16 protein-coding genes are annotated in these 20,973 nt (G+C 68.4%); 12 read left to right on the forward strand and 4 right to left on the reverse strand.

All coding sequences use genetic code 11. The features are described 5' to 3' along the window. Nucleotides 1-2: 2 nt before the first annotated feature. Nucleotides 3-1,142: a branched-chain amino acid ABC transporter permease gene (locus tag ACNI14_RS08420; protein WP_420519549.1), complete on the reverse strand. Its 1,140-nt coding sequence runs from the start codon at nucleotides 1,140-1,142 to the stop codon at nucleotides 3-5. Nucleotides 1,143-1,192: 50 nt separating this feature from the next. Then, nucleotides 1,193-1,606 (reverse strand): PaaI family thioesterase, encoded by a 414-nt coding sequence (locus ACNI14_RS08425; protein ID WP_420519550.1) that lies wholly within the window; start codon nucleotides 1,604-1,606, stop codon nucleotides 1,193-1,195. Nucleotides 1,607-1,624: 18 nt separating this feature from the next. Between ACNI14_RS08425 and polA the strand changes: the two genes are divergently transcribed. Together polA and ACNI14_RS08435 are read left to right on the forward strand one after the other, a co-directional pair. Further along, nucleotides 1,625-4,285 (forward strand): DNA polymerase I, encoded by a 2,661-nt coding sequence (gene polA, locus ACNI14_RS08430; protein WP_420519551.1) that lies wholly within the window; start codon nucleotides 1,625-1,627, stop codon nucleotides 4,283-4,285. 75 nt (nucleotides 4,286-4,360) lie between these two features. Next, the gene (locus tag ACNI14_RS08435) at nucleotides 4,361-5,380 is read left to right on the forward strand and encodes a 6-phosphofructokinase (protein ID WP_420519552.1); all 1,020 of its coding nucleotides are present in this window, start codon (nucleotides 4,361-4,363) and stop codon (nucleotides 5,378-5,380) included. A gap of 54 nt (nucleotides 5,381-5,434) precedes the next feature. Here ACNI14_RS08435 and ACNI14_RS08440 read toward each other — a convergent pair whose 3' ends face one another. Beyond that, entirely contained in the window at nucleotides 5,435-6,871 is a 1,437-nt protein-coding gene (locus tag ACNI14_RS08440) for a CDP-glycerol glycerophosphotransferase family protein (protein ID WP_420519553.1), read from the reverse strand. Between the two features lie 53 nt (nucleotides 6,872-6,924). Here ACNI14_RS08440 and ACNI14_RS08445 point away from each other — a divergent pair, with 53 nt between their 5' ends. The 5 genes from ACNI14_RS08445 (at nucleotide 6,925) to ACNI14_RS08465 (ending at nucleotide 12,862) form a co-directional block, all read left to right on the forward strand. Then, a complete protein-coding gene (locus ACNI14_RS08445; RefSeq protein WP_420519554.1) occupies nucleotides 6,925-7,323 on the forward strand; it encodes an FAD synthase family protein in 399 nt (132 codons plus the stop codon). Between the two features lie 164 nt (nucleotides 7,324-7,487). Then, nucleotides 7,488-8,981, forward strand: coding sequence for a 30S ribosomal protein S1 (gene rpsA / locus ACNI14_RS08450; RefSeq protein ID WP_420519555.1), 1,494 nt, complete (start codon nucleotides 7,488-7,490; stop codon nucleotides 8,979-8,981). Nucleotides 8,982-9,086: 105 nt separating this feature from the next. After that, nucleotides 9,087-9,689, forward strand: coding sequence for a dephospho-CoA kinase (gene coaE, locus ACNI14_RS08455; RefSeq protein ID WP_420519556.1), 603 nt, complete (start codon nucleotides 9,087-9,089; stop codon nucleotides 9,687-9,689). Between the two features lie 38 nt (nucleotides 9,690-9,727). Then, the gene (gene uvrB, locus ACNI14_RS08460) at nucleotides 9,728-11,788 is read left to right on the forward strand and encodes an excinuclease ABC subunit UvrB (RefSeq protein WP_420519557.1); all 2,061 of its coding nucleotides are present in this window, start codon (nucleotides 9,728-9,730) and stop codon (nucleotides 11,786-11,788) included. Nucleotides 11,789-11,827: 39 nt separating this feature from the next. Further along, nucleotides 11,828-12,862, forward strand: coding sequence for a TerC family protein (locus tag ACNI14_RS08465; protein ID WP_420519558.1), 1,035 nt, complete (start codon nucleotides 11,828-11,830; stop codon nucleotides 12,860-12,862). An 88-nt stretch (nucleotides 12,863-12,950) separates the two neighbouring features. On the opposite strand, the gene ACNI14_RS08470 is transcribed toward ACNI14_RS08465, so the two are convergent. Next, complete coding sequence (locus ACNI14_RS08470) at nucleotides 12,951-13,253, reverse strand: YciI family protein (RefSeq protein ID WP_420519559.1); 303 nt, start codon at nucleotides 13,251-13,253, stop codon at nucleotides 12,951-12,953. Nucleotides 13,254-13,350: 97 nt separating this feature from the next. Here ACNI14_RS08470 and uvrA point away from each other — a divergent pair, with 97 nt between their 5' ends. The 5 genes from uvrA to whiA are packed head-to-tail and all read left to right on the forward strand — an operon-like array spanning nucleotide 13,351 to nucleotide 20,949. Continuing rightward, nucleotides 13,351-16,182 (forward strand): excinuclease ABC subunit UvrA, encoded by a 2,832-nt coding sequence (gene uvrA, locus ACNI14_RS08475; protein ID WP_420519853.1) that lies wholly within the window; start codon nucleotides 13,351-13,353, stop codon nucleotides 16,180-16,182. Nucleotides 16,183-16,192: 10 nt separating this feature from the next. Further along, nucleotides 16,193-18,076, forward strand: a complete 1,884-nt coding sequence (gene uvrC / locus ACNI14_RS08480) for an excinuclease ABC subunit UvrC (RefSeq protein ID WP_420519560.1) — start codon at nucleotides 16,193-16,195, stop codon at nucleotides 18,074-18,076. After that, the gene (gene rapZ / locus ACNI14_RS08485; protein ID WP_420519561.1) at nucleotides 18,073-18,996 is read left to right on the forward strand and encodes an RNase adapter RapZ; all 924 of its coding nucleotides are present in this window, start codon (nucleotides 18,073-18,075) and stop codon (nucleotides 18,994-18,996) included. The genes uvrC and rapZ overlap by 4 nt, the downstream gene beginning before the upstream one ends. Beyond that, nucleotides 18,993-19,961, forward strand: a complete 969-nt coding sequence (locus ACNI14_RS08490) for a gluconeogenesis factor YvcK family protein (RefSeq protein WP_420519562.1) — start codon at nucleotides 18,993-18,995, stop codon at nucleotides 19,959-19,961. The genes rapZ and ACNI14_RS08490 overlap by 4 nt, the downstream gene beginning before the upstream one ends. Before the next feature lie 4 nt (nucleotides 19,962-19,965). Further along, complete coding sequence (gene whiA, locus ACNI14_RS08495; RefSeq protein WP_420519564.1) at nucleotides 19,966-20,949, forward strand: DNA-binding protein WhiA; 984 nt, start codon at nucleotides 19,966-19,968, stop codon at nucleotides 20,947-20,949. The last annotated feature ends 24 nt before the right edge of the window (nucleotides 20,950-20,973 follow it).

The following is a 20,973-nucleotide window of genomic DNA, read 5'->3' on the forward strand; positions in this document are numbered from 1 at the left end:
CGCTAACCCACCCTTTCCGCTCGTCCAAGTATTCCTTGTGGTCTCACCAGCAGCACCAGGATGAGGATGGCGAGCGCGGTCGCGTACTTGAGGTCGGGACCGAGCCACAGTGTGGAGGTCTCGACCACCACACCGATGACCAACGAGCCCACGAGCGCTCCGAACGGCTGACCCAGGCCGCCGAGCGTGACCGCCGCGAACATCAGCAGCAGCAGCTTCGCTCCGACGTCGAACTTGGTTCCGGAGTCGTAGAGCGCCATGAGGATGCCGCCGAGAGCAGCGAGGCTGGTCGCCATGATCCACACCAGGCGGATGATCCCGTCGACCTTGATTCCCGACGCGGCCGCGAGGGCCGGGTTGTCCGAGACGGCGCGAGTGGCGCGTCCGAGGCGGGTGCGAAGGAGGAAGTAGCCCACGGCCAGCAGTGCGGCGACCGAGATGGCGATCGAGACCGAGGTGATGTCTCCCACGCGGATGGGCCCGATCTGGTTGCGCTCCTCGATGGCGGTGCTGACCCGCAGGCGATCCGGTCCGATCCACCACTGCAGGAAGTTCAGGAGAGCGAGAGAGAAGCCGATCGACACGATCATCTGCTGGACGATCTTGACGCCCCGCTTGCGGAGCTTGGACCACATGAACCGGTCCTGCAGGTAGCCGGTCAGCCCCGCGACCGCGATCGCCGCGATCGAGGCCAGCCACAGTGGCCAGCCGATCGTGAACTCCACCGGGATGAGAGGCACCGTCACGGGCTGCTGCGTCGCGAAGAAGTAGGCGAGCATTGCGCCGAGCGACACCTGCTCCCCGTGAGCGAAGTTGCTGAGGCCGGTCGTGCCGTAGATCAGAGAGAGCCCCACGGAGGCGAGTGCGAGCAGCAGCCCGAACACCACCCCGTTGAAGACGTTCTGGGCCACCCGGTCGCCGGTGGGCCCGCCTTCGTCGGCCGCCTCATCGTCGAGCAACGCGTCTGCCGTGACCGCTTCCGCCTCGCCCGCATCGGCCGGTGCCGTCGCCGTGGCGACGTCCGTGACCTCGGCAGCCATGGCTGTGGAGCCGAGTGCCGAGAGTGCGGTGAAGGCGGCGACCGCCAGGACGAACACGATCAGAGCGCGCACCATTGCGCGTTGGTCGATTCTCTTCGTCAAGGATCCCCTCCTCGTCAGGATTCCATCAACATACGCCATGGATGTTTCCGCTATGTGGCGGATTGCTGACGAATGGAGCAGGTAAGCCGCGCCGTTGCGACTGGTTGGCCCGATTCGTCGGTGACACCGATCTCGTAGGTGGCGATAGTACGGCCTCGGTGCAGCGCTGTCGCGACGCCACGCACGATGCCGTCGCGTGCGGAGCGGTGATGGCTGATGCTGAGCTCGATGCCGACGGCGATCCCCCCGGGTGACGCATGCGCCATGGCGGCGAAGGATCCGAGCGTCTCGGCGAGCACCGCGGAGGCGCCGCCGTGCAGGAGCCCGTAGGGCTGGGTGTTGCCGGCGACGGGCATGGAGCCCTCGGCCCGCTCCGCGGTCACGGAGTCGACCGTGATGCCCATGCGCTCCATGAGAGTGCCGTCGAGGACGGCTGCGAATGACACGTCATCGTTGTCAGTCATAGGGGATAGGTTGGCACAGTGAGCGAGAAGAACCGACCGACACTGCTGCTGATTGACGGACTCTCGATGGCCTTCCGGGCGTTCTTCGCCCTCCCGGTCGAGAACTTCGCGACCTCCTCCGGCGTCCCGACCAACGCTGTCTACGGGTTCGCATCGATGCTCGCGACCCTGATGAAGGAGCACTCGCCGAGCCACGTGGCGGTCGCGTTCGACCTGCCCGGAGGCACCTTCCGGACCGAGCGTCTGCCCTCGTACAAAGGGACCAGGGACGCCACTCCGCCAGAGTTCGAGCCGCAGGTGCCACTGATTCGCGAGGTGCTCGACGCGCTCGGCGTGGCCGCCGTCGACAAGGAGAACTACGAGGCGGATGACCTCCTGGCGACCTATGCGCGGCAGGGCCGGGAGGCCGGCATGCGGGTGCTCGTGGTGTCGGGAGATCGCGACACGATTCAACTCGTCACGGACGACGTCACGCTGCTGTATCCGCGCAAGGGAGTGTCCGACCTGGTTCGCTTCACTCCCGATGCCGTGGTCGAGAAGTACGGCGTCCGCTCCGATCAGTACCCCGACCTGGCCGCGTTGGTGGGGGAGACGAGCGACAACCTCCCCGGGGTGCCCGGAGTGGGTCCCAAGACGGCGGCCAAGTGGATCGGCGTGTACGGCGGTCTGCAGGGGATCCTCGACAGCGCCGAGGACGTCCCGGGCAAAGCGGGCCAGAGCCTGCGCGATCACGTCGACCAGGTGCGACTCAATCGTGAGCTCAACCATCTGCTCACGGATCTCGAGGTTCCGCTCGACGTCGCAGATCTCGAGTACCGCGGTGCGGACGCCGCGGCTGTCCACCAGGTGTGCGACGCGCTGCAGTTCCGCACCCTGCGCGATCGGCTGCTGCCGCTTGCGAGCTCGGACTCGGTCGCCGACGCCGAGGTTCCCGAGCAGCCCGACGAGGTCGAGGTCACGATCGACGACGCCGTGGCGTCGGTGGCGGCGCTGACGGGGCCGGTCGCGGTGCACGTCGAGGGTCGGACCGGGGCCGATGCGGACGCGTGGGCGCTCGGCGTGTCCGCCGGGGGCCAGGCGTGGGGAATCGACCTGACGGCGCTCGACTCGGGCGACGAGGAGACGCTGCGCACCTGGCTCGAGGGTGACGGCGCGGCCAAGACCCTCCACGGGGCCAAGGACGCATGGCACGCCCTCATGTCCCGGGGCATCGACCTGGGCGGCGTCGTGGGCGACACGCAGGTGGGCGCGTTCCTCGTGAACGCCGACCAGCGCGGCTTCGATCTCGCCTCGGTGCTCCAGCGCTACTTGGGAGTGACGGCGACGGGCGGATCCGCCGGCGACGAGCTCGACCTGGGTCTCGACTCCTCTGCGGCGCACGCCGCGGGCACGACCGCGGCCCACGTGGCTCGCCTGGCCGCCGAGCTGGACGCGGAGATCGACCGCCGCGGGATGACCAGCCTGTACCGCGAGCTCGAGATCCCCCTCATCGGGATTCTTGCGCGCATGGAGCACGCGGGGATCGCGGTGGATGGCGAGCGGCTGTCCGAACGTGCCGACGGGGCCCGGGCGCGCGCGGACCTCGCCGCGTCGCAGGCGTACGAGTCCATCGGCGGCGAGGTGAACCTCGGTTCTCCCAAGCAGCTGCAAGAAGTGCTGTTCGAGCGCCTCGGCATGCCCAAGACCAAGAAGATCAAGACGGGCTACTCGACGGACGCCTCGTCCCTGGCGGACCTGCAGGCCAAGAGCCCGCACCCGTTCCTGGAGGCGCTCCTCGCGTACCGGGACGCGGCGAAGCTCGGCCAGATCATCGAGACCCTCGCCCAGGCCGTGCGCGACGACGGACGCATCCACACCACCTTCTCGCAGGTGGTCGCCTCGACGGGCCGGCTCAGCTCGAAGGACCCGAACCTGCAGAACATCCCGATCCGCACCGAGGAGGGCCACCGCCTCCGCGAGGCGTTCGTGGTCGGCGAGGGCTACGAGACGCTGCTCACCGCCGACTACAGCCAGATCGAGATGCGCATCATGGCCCACCTCAGCGGCGACGAGGGCCTGATCGAGGCGTTCCGGGCCGGCGAGGACCTGCACCGGTTCGTGGGGGCCCGCGTCTTCGGCGTCGACCCGGCCGACGTCAGCGCGGAGATGCGCTCGAAGGTGAAGGCGATGAGCTACGGGCTCGCGTACGGGCTGTCCTCGTTCGGGCTCGCCCGGCAGCTGTCCGTGCCCGTGGGCGAGGCGCAGTCGATGATGGACGACTACTTCTCGCGGTTCGGGGGAGTGCGCGACTATCTGCGCACCGTCGTAGACCAGGCCCGGGAGGTCGGGTACACCGAGACCATCCTCGGCCGGCGCCGCTACATCCCGGACCTCACCTCGACCAATCGTCAGCGCCGGGACATCGCCGAGCGGGTCGCGCTGAACGCCCCCATCCAGGGCAGCGCCGCCGACCTCATCAAGAAGGCGATGCTCGGGGTCGAGGGCGCTCTCAAGGACCAAGGTCTTGCGTCCCGCCAGCTCCTGCAGGTGCACGATGAACTCGTGGTCGAGGTCGCGCCAGGGGAGCAGGATGCGGTCGAAGCGATATTGACCGAGCAGATGCACGCCGCAGGCGATCTTTCCGTGCCCTTGGACGTGAACGTCGGCAAGGGTTCCGACTGGCGGGCTGCCGGACACTAGGTTGGTCGCACGGTGAAGGCATGACCTGGACCCGACGATGACGAGCGAAGCTAGAACAACACGAGGCTGGAGAACATGCGCGTAGGAATTCTGACCGGAGGCGGGGACTGCCCCGGCCTCAACGCAGCGATTCGGGCCGTGGTGAAGCGTGGCACCGCGGAGCACGGGATGTCCATCGTGGGCTTCCGCAACGGCTGGGAGGGTGTGATCAACGGCGAGGCCGTGCCCCTGACCAAGGAGGACGTGAGCGGAATCCTCGTGCACGGCGGCACCATGCTGGGGACCGCGCGCTGCCACCCTCACAAGGTCGAGGGCGGGATCGAGGCGGTGCACCAGACCGTCGAGGACGAGAAGCTCGACGCGCTCATCTGCATCGGCGGCGACGGCACCCTCAAGGCCGCATCGAAGGTGCACAAGTCGGGCGTGCCGGTCGTCGGAATCCCCAAGACCATCGACAACGACGTGGTCGGGACGGACGCGTCGATCGGCTTCGACACCGCGGTCTCCATCGCGACCGAGGCGATCGATCGTCTCCACTCGACCGCGGAGTCCCACAACCGCGTCATGGTCGTGGAGCTCATGGGCAGGCACTGCGGATGGATCGCGGTCACCGCGGGCATCGCCGGTGGCGCGGACATCATCCTCGCCCCGGAATCCCCGTTCGACATCGACACCATCGGCAAGAAGATCCGCCACCGTCACCGCTACAAGGACTTCTCTATCGTCGCCGTCGCGGAGGGCGCCGTGCCCGCCGAGGGAAGCGCGTGGGAGGCGTCGGACACCCTGGACCTCAAGGGCAACCCCATCGCGGGCCAGGTCGGGGCGCAGGTCACCCGAGCGATCGAGCGGGTCACCGGCTTCCCGTCGCGGCTCACGGTGCTCGGCTACGTCCAGCGCGGCGGCGTGCCGACCGCCGCGGACCGACTGCTCGCGACGCGGTTCGGCGTCGCCGCGATCGACGCCGTCGCGGCCCACGACTACGGGACCTACACAGCGCTGCGGGGAGAGTCGATCGAGATGACGGACTTCTCCGTCATGTCCGGCAAGACCAAGTACGTCCCCGCGGAGCTCCTCGAGACTGCCTGGGGGCTGTAGCTCAGGGACGACAGACCCGGGATGACCCGCCGCCGACGGCGGCGGGTCATCGGTCTAGGCGCGGCCGTTGCCTAAGACTGCGTCCTCCGTGGGCGCCGACGGCGCTGTGGGGGCGTCCTCCTCTTCGACCAAGTCGTCCTCTTCCACCTGGATCGCCGGAGAGGCGACCGCTGCAGAGGCCCGCGGCATCCCGATCGGTGCGAGCCGCGGCTCGATGCCGGGGTTCTCGGGGTGTGACACGCGCGGATGCGTGGTCCAACCCTCGGGGTGAACCTCCGCGTAGCCGCCGCCCGTGTATGGCGCAGGGTCCTCCCCGAGCAAAACCACGCGCACCACAGTTTCAGACGCCCTGCCGTTCTCGTACGTTGCGAACCGCTCACGGAACGAGGCGCGGCGCTGCTCGAACTCGGGCGACGCATAGCTGCCAGCCGCGAAGATGTCGGAGAGCTCGAGAGCGGTCATCGCTACCGGGCCGGGCGCATCGGCCGTGATGTCGAAGTAAGCGCCACGTGACCAGCGGTAGTCATCCCAGTCCTCGCACAGCAGCACGATGGGCTGGTCGAGAAGAGCGTAGTCGAACATGGCCGAGGAGTAGTCCGTGAGCAGGACGTCGGAGGCGAGATACAACTCCTCCACTTCCCAGCCCGTCGAGACGTCGATGACCTGCTCGGGGATATGACGGCGACCGCGGCGGTCGTGGTAATAGTGATCGCGCACCAGCAGCCGCGTGCCAGTCGTGAGTGATCGTGCGAAGACGTCGAGGTCGAAGTCCTTCTCACGAGGGCGGCGCCGCGTGCGCCACGTGGGCATGTACAGCACGGCGGTCTCGTGCTCGCCTAGGCCCAGGCGCGCGCGTGCTGCGGCACGGTCGCCATCGGTCGCGGCCAGCAGCACGTCATTGCGGGGAAACCCCACTTCGAGCTGAACGCAGCCGTTGTTGTACGCCCGCTCCCACACCTCGGTGAGATACGGGCTCGTCGTCAGGCTGTGTGTCCACCGCTGGCAGCGCCGGTGCATCGTGACGATGGTCGCGTCGGTCGGCCGCTTGCCCGAATAGTGCCGGTCCGCGCCCATGTACTTGAGAGCGGTGCCGTGGTGGGTCTGCACGTAACGCTGGCCCTTGCGCGCGGGGAGGCTCCAGTGCGGGTTGGCGTCGTCCACGATGAAGGTCGCGGTGGCGATGAGTCTCAGGTACGCGAGGGTACGAGGAGTGACGTACTCGATGCCGTCGGGGACCAAGTGAAGGTCCTGCTTGCGCACAATCCACACGCCCCGCAGGTGTGGTGCCAACTCCAGTTGCTTGCGATAAATGGCGAGCGGATTGCCGCGGGGGGCGCGGTGCCACAGCGCGGTGTACGCGACCAAGTTGGGGTTGAGAGGCAGTCGCATGTAGTACCACTGGCCCAGAGTCCTGTCCTGGACCCCACGGACCGCGCGAGCCGCATAGTTCCGGGCACGCCTCACCTTGCGCTTGAGTCGTCTGAGTTTCACGCGGCGAGTATAAAGGTGAACAAACGGTGAACCCGAACCGATAGCCTGGGGGCATGCGCCGCGTGCTCACCTTCGGGACGTTCGACCTGTTCCACATCGGTCACGTCAACATGCTGCTGCGCGCCGCGGAGCTTGGCGACCACCTCACGGTGGGGGTCTCGTCGGACGCCTTGAACTTCTCGAAGAAGGGCCGCTATCCCGTGTACCGCGAGGAGCACCGGATGGCGATCGTGGCCTCGCTCGCCTGCGTCCACGACGTGTTCGTCGAGGAGTCTCTGGACCTCAAGGGCGACTACATCCGCGAGCACCGCGCCGACGTGCTGGTGATGGGCGACGACTGGGCCGGGAAGTTCGACCATTACCGCGAGCTGTGCGAGGTGGTCTACCTGCCGCGCACGGCGGAGGTGTCCACGACGGACATCATCCAGAGCATTCGCGAGGACCTTGCCTGAACGGTTGCGCCAGGCGGCGCATTCGAGGGCCGATGCGCGCGTGGCCTTTGTGCTCACGGCGCCTGGCAGGGTAGGATGATCGTTGGTCTCGTGCGCCTGCGGCGCGCGGCGATCGATTGATGAAGATTCCCACACATCCACCGTCCAACGGAGCTATCCCCTACATGTCCGTATCCACCCCCGAGTCCACCGCCATCGCGTTCAACGACATCGGCTCGAGCGAAGACTTCCTCGCCGCCATCGACGCGACCATCAAGAATTTCGACGACGGAGACCTCGTCGAAGGCACCATCGTCAAGGTCGACCGTGACGAGGTGCTCCTCGACATCGGCTACAAGACCGAAGGCGTCATCCCCGTCCGCGAGCTGTCGATCCGCCACGACGCGAACCCCGACGACGTCGTCGCCGTGGGTGACACCGTCGAGGCCCTCGTCCTCCAGAAGGAGGACAAGGAAGGTCGCCTGATCCTGTCCAAGAAGCGCGCGCAGTACGAACGCGCCTGGGGCTCGATCGAGAAGCTCAAGGAAGAGGACGGCGTCGTCACCGGCTCCGTCATCGAGGTGGTCAAGGGCGGTCTGATCGTGGACATCGGCCTGCGCGGCTTCCTGCCCGCGTCGCTGGTCGAGATGCGTCGCGTCCGCGACCTCGCCCCGTACATCGGTCAGCAGATCGAGGCGAAGATCATCGAGCTCGACAAGAACCGCAACAACGTGGTCCTGTCGCGCCGTGCCTTCCTCGAGCAGACCCAGTCCGAGGTGCGCTCGAGCTTCCTCACCGCTCTGCAGCCGGGTCAGGTGCGCAAGGGCACCGTGTCGTCGATCGTCAACTTCGGTGCGTTCGTGGACCTCGGCGGCGTCGACGGCCTCGTGCACGTGTCGGAGCTGTCGTGGAAGCACATCGACCACCCGAACGAGGTCGTGTCGGTGGGCCAGGAGGTCGAGGTCGAGGTTCTCGACATCGACATGGACCGCGAGCGTGTCTCCCTGTCGCTGAAGGCGACGCAGGAGGACCCGTGGGAGGTCTACGCGCGTACGCACGCGATCGGCCAGATCGTCCCGGGCAAGGTCACCAAGCTCGTCCCGTTCGGCGCGTTCGTGCGCGTCTTCGAGGGCATCGAGGGCCTGGTGCACATCTCCGAGCTCGCGGTGCGTCACGTCGACCTGCCCGAGCAGGTCGTGCAGGCGGACGAGGAGGTCTTCGTCAAGATCATCGACATCGACCTCGAGCGTCGCCGCATCTCCCTGTCGATCAAGCAGGCGAACGAGGGCGTGGACCCGAACGGCGAGGACTTCGATCCCGCGCTGTACGGCATGACGGCCGAGTACGACGACAAGGGCAACTACAAGTACCCCGAGGGCTTCGATTCCGAGACTCAGGAATGGCGCGAGGGCTTCGACGAGCAGCGCGAGGCCTGGGAGGCCGAGTACGCCAAGGCGCACGAGCGCTGGGAAGCTCACAAGCAGTTCGTCACCAAGCAGGAGGAGCAGGCCATCGAGGCCGAGTCGGCTCCGGCACCCGCGGCAGGAGCGGCGCGCAAGCGCGGCCCCAAGGCCGACGCCGGACCTTCGTACACCTCGCACGAGGAGCCGTCCGACGCGGGCACGCTCGCCTCGGATGAGCGCCTCGCCGCGCTTCGCGAGAAGCTGACGGGCAACTAGCACCCGCTTGACGACAGGGCCGCGATCCGGATGGGTCGCGGCCCTGTCGCATGTCCGGCGCGTTTGCGTTTGGCGTGAGGCTCGGGCGAGTGCGAGACTCTCGCCATGATCCGTATCGGACTTACCGGTGGCATCGCCGCCGGCAAGTCGACCGCCTCGGCGCGGTTCGGCGAGCGTGGGGCCACCGTCGTCGACCACGACGAGCTGGCCAGGCGAGCCGTGGCCCCCGGCTCGGCTGCACTGGTGGAGATCGTGCGCGCCTTCGGGGACCGCGCCGTGCGCGACGGGGAGCTGGACCGCGCAGCCGTGGCGAACATCGTGTTCCATGACCCTTCCGCGCGGGCGCAGCTCGACGAGATCGTCCACCCCTACGTGTTCGCGATGTCACGAGCGGCGGATCGGCGCGCTCGCCTTGAGCGCGCGAAGGTGGTGGTCCACGACATCCCGCTGCTGGTCGAAAGCGGGCAGAGCTCGGCGGACTTCGACCTGGTGGTGACCATCGCGGCCGACGAGGAGCTGAGGGTCCAGCGGCTCATGGCCGCGCGGGGCATGGCGGAGGCCGATGCGCGCGCGAGGATCGCGTCGCAGGCCAGCGACGCTGAACGCGCGGCGGTCGCCGACGCGGTTCTGGACGGGAACGGCACGGCCGATCAGCTGCGCGAGCAGGTCGACGAGTTCTGGTCGATGAGCGTGCCCACCGACGCCTGACGACGGCGGCGTCGGACCCTGCGCGTACCGTAGACATCATGACCGCAGACCTGCGACGCTCTCAGGCGCCCTTCCGTGTCGAATCCGACTTCCAGCCTTCCGGGGACCAGCCCAAGGCGATCGATGAACTGGCCCGCCGGGTTCAGGCAGGGGAGCAGGACGTCGTGCTGCTCGGCGCCACGGGCACCGGCAAGTCGGCCACCACGGCATGGCTCGTGGAGCGCTTGCAGCGGCCCACGCTCGTGATGGCGCACAACAAGACGCTTGCGGCTCAACTCGCCACCGAGTTCCGCGAGCTGCTCCCGCACAACGCAGTCGAGTACTTCGTGAGCTACTACGACTACTACCAGCCCGAGGCCTACGTCCCGCAGACGGACACCTTCATCGAGAAGGACTCCTCGATCAACGAGGAGGTGGAGCGGCTTCGCTACTCCGCGACCAACTCGCTGCTCACGCGCCGAGACGTGGTGGTGGTCTCGTCCGTGTCGTGCATCTACGGGCTCGGCACGCCCGAGGAGTACATCCAGGGGATGGTGACCCTCGCGGTCGGGGACACCGTGGACCGCGACACGCTGCTGCGCGAGTTCGTGCACATGCAGTATTCGCGCAACGACCTGGCATTCACCCGGGGGACCTTCCGAGTGCGCGGGGACACGGTGGAGATCATCCCCGTGTACGAGGAGCTGGCGATCCGGATCGAACTGTTCGGGGACGAGATCGAGGCGGTCTACTCTCTTCACCCGTTGACGGGAGAGGTGGTCGAGCGCCAGTCCCAGGTCCACATCTTCCCGGCGTCTCACTACGTCGCCAGCGAGCAGCGGATGAACGCCGCGATCTCCACGATCGAGATCGAACTCGGCGAACGGCTCGAGGAGCTCGAGCGCCAGAACAAGCTGCTCGAGGCGCAGCGACTCAAGATGCGCACCACGTTCGACCTCGAGATGATGCGTTCGGTCGGCACGTGCTCCGGCATCGAGAACTACTCCCGGCACATCGAGCAGCGCGCCACCGGGACCCCGCCCCACACCTTGCTGGACTACTTTCCCGACGACTTCCTGCTGGTGATCGACGAGTCGCACGTGACGGTGCCGCAGATCGGCGCGATGTACGAGGGTGACGCGTCCCGCAAGCGCACCCTCGTCGAGCACGGCTTCCGGCTGCCGTCGGCGCTCGACAACCGCCCCTTGAAGTGGAGCGAGTTCCAGGAGCGCGTGGGCCAGACGGTGTACCTGTCCGCGACACCGGGCCAGTACGAGCTGCAGCGCTCCGACGGCGCGGTCGAGCAGATCATCCGGCCCACCGGTCTGGTGGACCCCAAGATCGTCGTGAAGCCGACCGACGGCCAGATCGACGATCTCCTCGAACAGATCCGGCTGCGCGTGGAGCGGGACGAGCGGGTGCTCGTCACCACCCTCACCAAGAAGATGGCGGAGGACCTCACGGAGTTCCTCGCCGACCGCGACGTCCGGGTGGAATACCTCCACTCCGACGTCGACACTCTGCGGCGCGTCGAGCTGCTGCGGGAGCTGCGCATGGGTCGGTACGACGTCCTCGTGGGAATCAACCTGCTTCGAGAGGGCTTGGACCTGCCCGAGGTGTCGCTGGTGTCCATCCTCGACGCGGACAAGGAGGGGTTCCTGCGATCGGGAACCTCGCTGATCCAGACCATCGGCCGTGCCGCCCGCAACGTGTCGGGCGAGGTGCACATGTACGCGGACCGGGTGACGGACTCGATGGCCGCTGCGATCGACGAGACGGACCGGCGTCGCGAGAAGCAGGTGGCGTTCAACACTGAGAACGGGATCGACCCCACCCCGCTGCGCAAGCGGATCGGCGACATCACCGAGATGCTGGCGCGCGAGGAGGCGGACACTGTGGAGACCCTCGAACGCGCCCAGCGCGCCTCAGGAGGGTCCACGTCCGGCAAGGCGTCGCCGATGGCGGGCCGCCCCGCCGACGAGCTGTCGCAGCTCATCGAGGACCTGTCGGCGCAGATGCGCACCGCGGCGTCCGAGCTCAAGTTCGAGATCGCCGCGCGCCTGCGCGACGAGATCGCGGAACTCAAGAAGGAGCTCCGGCAGATGATCGATGCTGGCTGACCAGCGTCGAGCGCGCCCACGCTCACCTAGGATTGCACGGTGACAGATCCGTTCGTGTGGACCGCGACCATCGCGCTCATCATCGCCCTGTTCGTGTTCGACTTCGCGGTCGTGATCCGCAAGCCCCACGAGCCGAGCTTTCGCGAGGCCGCGCTGTGGTCGATCTTCTACATCACGGTCGCCGTCCTGTTCGGGTTCGCGCTCCACCTCTGGCACCCCGAGTTCCCCACGGTCGAGTACTTCGCGGGCTACGTGACGGAGAAGTCGCTGTCGGTCGACAACCTGTTCGTCTTCCTGGTCATCATGTCCCGATTCGCGGTGCCCCCCAAGTACCGCTCCCGTGTGCTGTTGGTGGGGATCGCGATCGCGCTCATCCTGCGGGCCGTGTTCATCGCCGCAGGCGCCGCGGCCCTCGACGCGTTCTCGGCGCTGTTCTATGTGTTCGGCGCATTCCTGATCTACACCGCGTGGGGGCTCGCGCGCGAGAGCGAGGACGACGCCGGCCACCCGGACTATGAGGAGGGCCGCATGGTGCGGCTCGTCCGCCGGTTCTTCCCGGTGACGGACGGGTACCGCGAGGGCAAGATCGTGGTGCGCGAAGCCGGCAGGCGCATGGTGACGCCGATGCTGCTGGTGATGGTCGCGATCGGCTCGACCGACGTGCTGTTCGCCCTCGACTCCATCCCGGCGATCTTCGGGCTGACCCAGGATCCGTTCATCGTGTTCACGGCCAACGCGTTCGCGCTGCTGGGGCTGAGGCAGCTGTACTTCCTGGTCGAGGGACTGCTGCAACGGCTGGTGTACCTGCACTACGGGCTCGCCGCGATCCTGGGCTTCATCGGGGTCAAGCTGGTGCTTCACGCGCTTCACGAGAACAACCTGCCGTTCCTCAACGGCGGGGACCCGATCCTGGTGCCGGAGATCTCGACGGGGCTGTCGCTCACGGTGATCGTCGTGATCCTCACCATCTCGACAGTCGCGAGCGTCGTGGCGACGCGCAACGCGGACAAACTTGAGGACGAGATCGAGGCCGAGGAGCACGGCGAGAGCCTCAAGCCGGAGGAGCGGCCCTAGCCCCGACCGCATCGGCCCGGGGCCGTAGGCCGCCGTCAGGCGGGCAGGGACTCCCCGGTGCGCGCGAGAGCACCCGCCCGGTGGGCGGTCAGGCCTCCAGGCGCGAGCCGAGTGCCTTCGCCCATGTCGCGGGCCAGCGGCGAATGCGGTGCTCGGGCACGAGCGCGGCGGCCGTGAACGGGTCTCCCGCGATGATCGCCTCGACATCGTCGACGGCGTCCGCTTCGCATATCAGCAGGGCGCCTGGCGCGGCCTCGTCGTCGAACCGCCCATAGGCGAGCATGGTGCCCTCGTCCGCCAGCGCCGCGAGATACTCGCGGTGCGCGGGGCGGTGCAGGTCGCGAGCGTCTGCGCGCTCGTCGTACGTGTATTCGATCATCCAGGTGGCCATGTCACTCATCCTGCCAGCAGCGACAGGCCGACACGACCGTATCGAACATGCGTTCGAACGCGTGACGACGTAGCATTGCCGTGTGAATGACCGACTCATGGTGCGCGGAGCACGCGAACACAATCTCAAAGGCGTCGACATCGACCTGCCTCGGGACTCGCTGATCGTCTTCAGCGGACTGTCCGGATCCGGCAAGTCGTCGTTGGCATTCGACACGATCTTCGCGGAGGGACAGCGACGCTACGTCGAGTCGCTGTCCGCCTATGCGCGGCAGTTCCTGGGGCAGATGGACAAGCCCGACGTGGACTTCATCGAGGGGCTGTCGCCCGCGGTGTCGATCGACCAGAAGTCGACCAACCGCAACCCGCGCTCGACGGTGGGCACCATCACCGAGGTGTACGACTACCTGCGGCTGCTGTTCGCTCGCGTGGGCACTCCCCATTGCCCGGTGTGCGGCGAGCTCATCCAGGCGCAGACCCCGCAGCAGATCGTCGACTCCGTGCTCGCGCTCCCCGAGGGCACCCGCTACCAGGTGCTCGCGCCGGTGGTCCGGGGCCGCAAGGGAGAGTATGCCGACCTCTTCGAGGAGCTGCAGCAGCAGGGCTTCGCCCGTGCGCGCGTGGACGGCGAGACGGTCCAGCTCACCGACGTGCCCCAGCTCGAGAAGAAGCTCAAGCACACCATCGAGGTGGTGGTCGACAGGCTGGTGGCGCGTGACGGCGTGCGCCAGCGGCTCACCGACTCGGTGGAGACGGCGCTCCGCATCGCCGAGGGCCTGGTGCTCATCGATCCCGTGGACGGCGACATGGAGCCGCGCCGCTACAGCGAGAAGCGCGCGTGCCCCAACGACCACGTCCTCGCCCTCGAGGAGATCGAGCCCCGGACGTTCTCCTTCAACGCCCCTTATGGTGCGTGCCCGGAATGCACCGGCATCGGGGTGCGGCTCGAGGTCGACGCGGACCTGATCGTTCCCGACCCCGCGCTGAGCCTGCGTGACGGCGCTGTCGCGCCCTGGTCCAGCACGTCGACCTCGTCCGAGTACTTCGGCCGCATGCTGACGGCGCTCTCGCAGGACCTGGACTTCTCCATGGAGACGCCGTGGGAGGACCTTCCGGCGAATGTCAAGGCTGCGGTGCTGCACGGCAACGACTACGAGGTGCACGTCAAGTTCCGCAACCGGTTCGGCCGGGAGCGGCAGTACACGACCGGCTTCGAGGGCGTGATCACGTGGCTCGAGCGGCTGCACTCGCAGACGGAGTCCGAGTGGTCTCGCGAGAAGTACGAGTCGTACATGCGCGAGGTGCCGTGCCCCGTGTGCGACGGCGCCCGGCTCAAGCCAGAGGTGCTCGCCGTCACGATCGGCGCCCACTCGATCGCCCAGGTGTGCGAGATGTCGATCGCCGACGCCCGCGACTTCCTGCTGACCGCGGAGCTCGACGAGCGCGGTCGCCAGATCGCGGTGCAGGTCCTCAAGGAGATCGATGCGCGGCTCGGGTTCCTGCTCGACGTCGGCCTCGACTACCTGACGCTGTCGCGCGCGGCTGGAACGCTGTCCGGAGGTGAGGCCCAGCGGATCCGGCTCGCGACCCAGATCGGCAGCGGACTGGTGGGCGTGCTGTACGTGCTGGACGAGCCGAGCATCGGCCTTCACCAGCGCGACAACCGCCGCCTCATCGACACCCTCACGCGGCTGCGTGACCTCGGCAACACGCTCATCGTGGTCGAGCACGACGAGGACACGATCCGCGCCGCGGACTGGATCGTCGACATCGGCCCCGGCGCGGGCGAGCACGGGGGAGAGGTGGTCCACTCCGGCACCTACGCCGAGCTGCTGGACAACGAGCGCTCGATCACCGGCGCCTACATCACGGGCAGGCGCCGCATCGAGCTTCCCGCCACGCGTCGCGACCGAGCGCCGGACCGCGCGCTCACGGTGGTGGGAGCGCGCGAGCACAACCTGCAGGGCATCGACGTCAGCTTCCCGCTGGGCGTGCTCACCGCAGTGACCGGCGTCTCGGGGTCCGGCAAGTCCACGCTCGTGAACGCGATCCTGTACACCTCTCTCGCGAACACCCTCAACGGTGCGCGTCAGGTCGCGGGACGCCACACGCGGATCACGGGCACGGACCATCTCGACAAGATCGTGCACGTGGATCAGGGACCCATCGGCCGCACGCCGCGCTCCAACCCCGCCACCTACACGGGTGTGTGGGACAAGGTGCGCAAGCTGTTCGCTGAGACCAATGAGGCGAAGGTGCGCGGGTACGGGCCGGGCAGGTTCTCGTTCAACGTCAAGGGCGGCCGGTGCGAATCGTGCTCCGGAGACGGGACGCTGCGAATCGAGATGAACTTCCTTCCCGACGTGTACGTGCCGTGCGAGGTGTGCCGGGGCGCGAGATACAACCGGGAGACTCTCGAGGTGCACTTCAAGGGCAAGACGGTCGCCGACGTGCTGGACATGCCGATCGAGCAGGCGGCGGAGTTCTTCGAGGCCATCCCGACGATCTCGCGGCACCTCCGCACGCTCGTGGACGTGGGGCTGGGCTATGTCCGACTGGGTCAGCCGGCCCCGACCCTGTCGGGTGGAGAGGCGCAGCGCGTCAAGCTCGCCTCCGAGCTCCAGCGCCGCTCGACGGGTCGCACCATCTACGTGCTCGACGAGCCCACCACGGGTCTGCACTTCGAGGACGTGAGCAAGCTGCTCGGGGTCCTTCAGGACCTCGTGGACAAGGGCAACACCGTCATCGTCATCGAGCACAACCTCGACGTCATCAAGTCCGCGGACTGGGTGATCGACATGGGTCCCGAGGGCGGCTCCGGTGGGGGGCTCGTGGTCGCCGAGGGCACGCCCGAGCAGGTCGCCGATGTCGAGGCGAGCCACACCGGCCGCTTCCTCAAGGAGATCGTGGGGCTCAGGGCTCCCGCGTAGGCTGACGCCCGTGACGAATCCCGCGGACTACCGGCCCGCGCCCGGCACCATCCCCACCGATCCGGGCGTCTATCGCTTTCGCGACCCGGACGGACGAGTCGTGTACGTGGGCAAGGCCAACAACCTTCGCGCGCGCCTGTCCAGCTACTTCCAGTCGCTCAGCGGGCTGCACCCCCGGACGCGGAGAATGGTGACCACCGCGGCATCGGTCGAATGGACGGTGGTGCGCAACGAGGTCGAGGCGCTGATCCTCGAGCACACCTGGATCAAGCAGTACGACCCGCGCTTCAATGTGCGCTTCAAGGACGACAAGTCCTATCCGTACCTTGCCGTGACTCTCAACGAGAAGTACCCGCGGATGCAGGTCATGCGCGGGGAGCGCAAGCAGGGCGTGCGCTACTTCGGGCCCTATGCGCGTGCGTGGGCCATCCGCGACACCGTCGACACGCTGCTGACGGCCCTCCCCGTGCGCACGTGCGCACCCGGCGTGTTCCGCAAGGCCGAACGTCAGGGCAGGCCGTGTCTGCTGGGATACATCGACAAGTGCTCCGCGCCGTGCGTGGGCCGCATCTCGGAGGAGGAGCACCGGCTGCTCGCGGAACGGGTGTGCGCGGTGCTCGGTGGGGACGCGAAGGGCATGATCCGCGACCTGACGCGTGGAATGACCGAGGCGGCCGAGCGCGAGGACTTCGAGGCGGCGGCGCGTGCGCGCGACCGGTTGCGCGCGCTGCGGGACGTGCTGGACCGCAACGCGATCGTGCTGTCGCCCGGAACCGATGCCGACATCTTCAGCCTGCAGGACGACGAGATGGAGGCGGCGGCGCACGTCTTCCACGTGCGTGACGGGCGGATCACCGGCGAGCGGGGCTGGGTGGTCGACAAGCCCGAGCCGCTCGAGGTGCCGGGCATGGTGGCGCAGCTGATCCAAGAGGCGTATGCGGCGGCCGACCGCGAGGAGGTGCCGGGCGAGGTGCTGGTGCCCGCCATGCCCGACGGGGCGGACGCGCTGCGCGAGTGGCTGCGGGGCGTCCGGGGATCCGCGGTGGCGCTCAGGGTGCCGGCGCGCGGCAAGAAGGCGGAACTGGCGCAGACGGGGCACCAGAACGCCCGCCAGGTGCTCGAGCAGCATCGGCTCCGGAGAGCGTCGGACCTCACGACCCGCTCCGCCGCGCTCCAAGAGCTGCAAGAGGCCATCGGCATGGATGTCGCACCCCTGCGCATCGAGTGCTACGACATCTCGCACACGGGCGGCACCAACCAGGTGGGCTCCATGGTGGTGTTCGAGGACGGGCTGCCCCGCAAGGCGGAGTATCGGCAGTTCTCCATCGCGGACGGCACCGACGACACGGCGGCGATGCGCGAGGTGCTGACGCGCAGATTCAAGAGGTATCTCGAGGAGTCGTCGCTGCCGCCCGAGGAGCGCGACTCGGCCCGCTTCGCTTACCCCCCGCAGCTCGTGCTGGTCGACGGCGGGCTGCCGCAGGTCAACGTGGCGCGGGACTCGCTCGACGCGCTGGGACTGCGCACCATCACCGTCATCGGCCTCGCGAAGCGACTCGAGGAGGTGTGGGTGCCGGGGGAGGAGTTCCCCGTCATCATGCCGCGCGGATCCGAGGCGCTGTTCCTCCTGCAGCGGCTGAGGGACGAGGCCCACCGTTTCGCGATCACTCGTCACCGACGCCGCCGGGGCAAGGCGATGAAGGCGTCCGCGCTCGACGACGTCGCGGGCGTCGGCCCCACGCGGGCCGCAGCGCTGATCCGGCACTTCGGTTCGCTCGCCAAGGTGCGCGAGGCGTCCGTGGAGCAGATCGCACTCGTGCCGGGAATCGGCGCGCGCACAGCCGAGACGATTCATGCCGCGGTTCGAGGCGGCGATGGCATGCTGGACGCATGACCGACGAAGTCCCCGCTGTCACGTACCCGTCCGGGATCCCGCGACCCGTGTTCGAGCCCCCTGCCTCGGTGCCGGAACTGCTCGTGCTCACCGGCATGTCGGGCGCGGGCCGCACCAAGGTCGCGGCCGTGCTCGCCGACCTCGGCTGGTACGTGGTCGACAACCTCCCACCGCACCTCCTGTCCGGACTGGTTTCCGCACACGTCGCCGGGGATGCGCAGCGGCGGCTCGCGGCCGTGGTCGACGTGCGCGGGGGAGAGTTCTTTCAGGACCTGGACCCCGTGGTCGACGAGTTGGAGACTCAGGGCGTGCCGGTGCGCGTCCTGTTCCTCGATGCGTCGGATGCGTCGCTGGTGCGCCGCTTCGAGGAGGCGCGCCGGCCCCACCCGCTGCAGGGCGAGGGCACCATCCTCGAGGGGATCGCGCGGGAGCGCGACAAGGTCGCCGCCGTCAGGGATCGAGCGGATCTGGTGATCGACACGTCCGCCCTGAACGTCCACCAGCTGCGTGACGTCGTCACGGCCGAGGTCGCCGACGAGGTGCCGGAACTCCAGATCAACGTGCTGTCGTTCGGTTTCAAGAACGGGCTCCCGACCGACGCGGACTTCGTGGCGGACGTGCGGTTCCTCGACAACCCGCATTGGCAGCCCGAGCTGCGCCCGCTCACCGGGCTGGACGCCGCGGTGCGCGACCATGTGCTGGCCTCGGACGGCGCGGCGGAGTTCATCGATGGATACTCGTCCGTGATCCACGATGCACTGCGGCACTACCGCGCCCACGACAAGCACTCGGTGACCATCGCGGTCGGCTGCACCGGTGGCAGACACCGGTCGGTGGCGATCGCGGAGGCGCTCGGAGCCGCGTTGCGAGAACGAGGCCACCAGGTGCGCACCACGCATCGAGACCGGCCGCTGTCATGACGGGTGAGGCGCGCATCGTCGCCCTTGGCGGTGGACACGGCCTGTACGCCACCCTCACCGCGCTGCGCGGCCTGACCCCGGACCTCACAGCGATCGTCACCGTCGCCGACGACGGCGGTTCGTCGGGGCGGCTGCGCTCGGAGTTGGGGATCGTGCCGCCCGGCGACCTTCGCATGGCGCTCAGCGCGCTGTGCGCCGACAACGACTGGGGCCGGACGTGGCGTGACGTGCTGCAGTTCCGCTTCTCGACGGACGGACCGTTGGATGGTCACGCGCTGGGCAACCTGCTGATCGCGGCGCTGTGGGGTCGCAATGGCGATGTGGTCGACGGGCTCGCATGGGTGGCGCGGCTGCTGCAGGCCCACGGCCGCGTGCTGCCGCTGTCCGACGACCCGCTCGAAGTCTCCGCGGTCGTGCACAGCGCGGCCGGAAGCAGGACGGTGGTGGGGCAGGCGGCCGTGGCGAGTGCCGACGGTGAGATCGACGAGCTGCGCTTGTCGCCCGAGCGACCCCACGTCCCGCGCGAGACCGTCGAGGCGATCGATGACGCTGACATGGTCGTGCTGGGTCCGGGCAGCTGGTACACCTCCGTGCTGACGCACTTCATGGTGCAGCCGGTGGCCGAGGCGCTCGTGCGCGCGGCGGATCGCAGCGTGCTGGTGCTGAACGTCGGTCACGACGACGAGGAGACCGCTGGCACCAGTCGCGCCGACGACGTTCGTGCGCTGCAGCGCATGGCGCCCACGTTCGCTCCGCGCACGGTGCTGGTTGACTCGGAGCACTGTGACGAGCCTGGCCTGGCAGATGCGGTGAGTCGCTGGAGCGCGCGCCTGGTCGCGGCACCGCTGCGTGCCGGCGGCGGCGCAGCGGCGCACGACACGGATGCGCTCCGGCGCGCGCTGTCGACCGTGGCCACGGACCTCGCTCTCCCGGTCCGCGCCCCTGAGCGAGGAGTGGCAGGATAGCGCCATGGCATTGACCTCCCAGGTGAAGGACGAGCTCGCGCGCGTCGCAGTCGAGAAGACATCGGCCCGCAGAGCAGAGGTGGCGACGACGCTCAGGTTCGCTGGCGGCCTGCACATCGTGTCCGGGCGGATCGTGATCGAGGCGGAGCTCGACACCGCAATCGCCGCTCGTCGTCTGCGCGGATTCATCCACGAGGTGTACGGACTCGCCAGCGAGATCATCGTGGTGTCCGGGGGCGGCCTCAGGAAGGGCAACCGCTACGTGGTGCGCGTGGTCAAGGAGGGCGAGTCGCTGGCTCGCCAGACCGGACTGCTCGACCACCGCGGGCGCCCGGTCCGAGGACTGCCGCCTCAGGTCGTCGGAGGCTCCACCGAGGACACGGTCGCCGCATGGCGCGGCGCCTTCCTCGCTCACGGATCGCTCACCGAGCCCGGCCGGTCGTCGGCGCTCGAGGTCACCTCGCCCGGACCGGAGGCCGCCCTGGCACTCGTCGGTGCGGCCCGCCGGCTCGGCGTGAGCGCGAAGTCGCGCGAGGTGAGGGGCATCGATCGCGTGGTCATCCGCGACGGCGAGGCCATCTCCCAGCTGCTGACGCGGCTCGGCGCGCACGACTCGGTGCTCGAGTGGGAGAACAAGCGCACGCGTCGTGAGGTGCGCGGCACCGCGAACCGCCTGGCCAACTTCGACGATGCGAACCTGCGGCGCAGCGCACAGGCCGCGGTCGCGGCCGGAGCGCGCGTCCATCGCGCCTTCGAGATCCTGGGCGACGAGGTTCCCGACCACCTGCAGGAGGCCGGCCGGCTGAGGCTGGCGAACCGCGACGCCTCCCTCGAGGAGCTCGGCAAGCTCGCCTCGCCCCAACTCACCAAGGACGCGGTGGCGGGCCGGATCCGCCGTCTGCTCGCAACGGCGGACAAGCGCGCCGAAGAGCTGGGCATTCCCGACACCGAGGCAGGAATCAGCCAGGACCTTCTCGAACTCGAGTGACGGTTTGCAGGACTTTCGTACCGT

The sequence above is a fragment of the Demequina pilifera genome (genome assembly GCF_048814985.1).
Taxonomy (GTDB): Bacteria; Actinomycetota; Actinomycetes; order Actinomycetales; family Demequinaceae; genus Demequina.

Bases quoted from the DNA above. Each gene is read 5' to 3' on its own strand.
- ACNI14_RS08425 (WP_420519550.1), bottom strand. From the start codon at position 1,606: ATGACTGACAACGATGACGTGTCATTCGCAGCCGTCCTCGACGGCACT.
- ACNI14_RS08435 (WP_420519552.1), top strand. From the start codon at position 4,361: ATGCGCGTAGGAATTCTGACCGGAGGCGGGGACTGCCCCGGCCTCAAC.
- ACNI14_RS08445 (WP_420519554.1), top strand. From the start codon at position 6,925: ATGCGCCGCGTGCTCACCTTCGGGACGTTCGACCTGTTCCACATCGGT.
- rpsA (WP_420519555.1), top strand. From the start codon at position 7,488: ATGTCCGTATCCACCCCCGAGTCCACCGCCATCGCGTTCAACGACATC.
- coaE (WP_420519556.1), top strand. From the start codon at position 9,087: ATGATCCGTATCGGACTTACCGGTGGCATCGCCGCCGGCAAGTCGACC.
- uvrB (WP_420519557.1), top strand. From the start codon at position 9,728: ATGACCGCAGACCTGCGACGCTCTCAGGCGCCCTTCCGTGTCGAATCC.
- ACNI14_RS08470 (WP_420519559.1), bottom strand. From the start codon at position 13,253: ATGGCCACCTGGATGATCGAATACACGTACGACGAGCGCGCAGACGCT.
- uvrA (WP_420519853.1), top strand. From the start codon at position 13,351: ATGGTGCGCGGAGCACGCGAACACAATCTCAAAGGCGTCGACATCGAC.
- rapZ (WP_420519561.1), top strand. From the start codon at position 18,073: ATGACCGACGAAGTCCCCGCTGTCACGTACCCGTCCGGGATCCCGCGA.
- ACNI14_RS08490 (WP_420519562.1), top strand. From the start codon at position 18,993: ATGACGGGTGAGGCGCGCATCGTCGCCCTTGGCGGTGGACACGGCCTG.
- whiA (WP_420519564.1), top strand. From the start codon at position 19,966: ATGGCATTGACCTCCCAGGTGAAGGACGAGCTCGCGCGCGTCGCAGTC.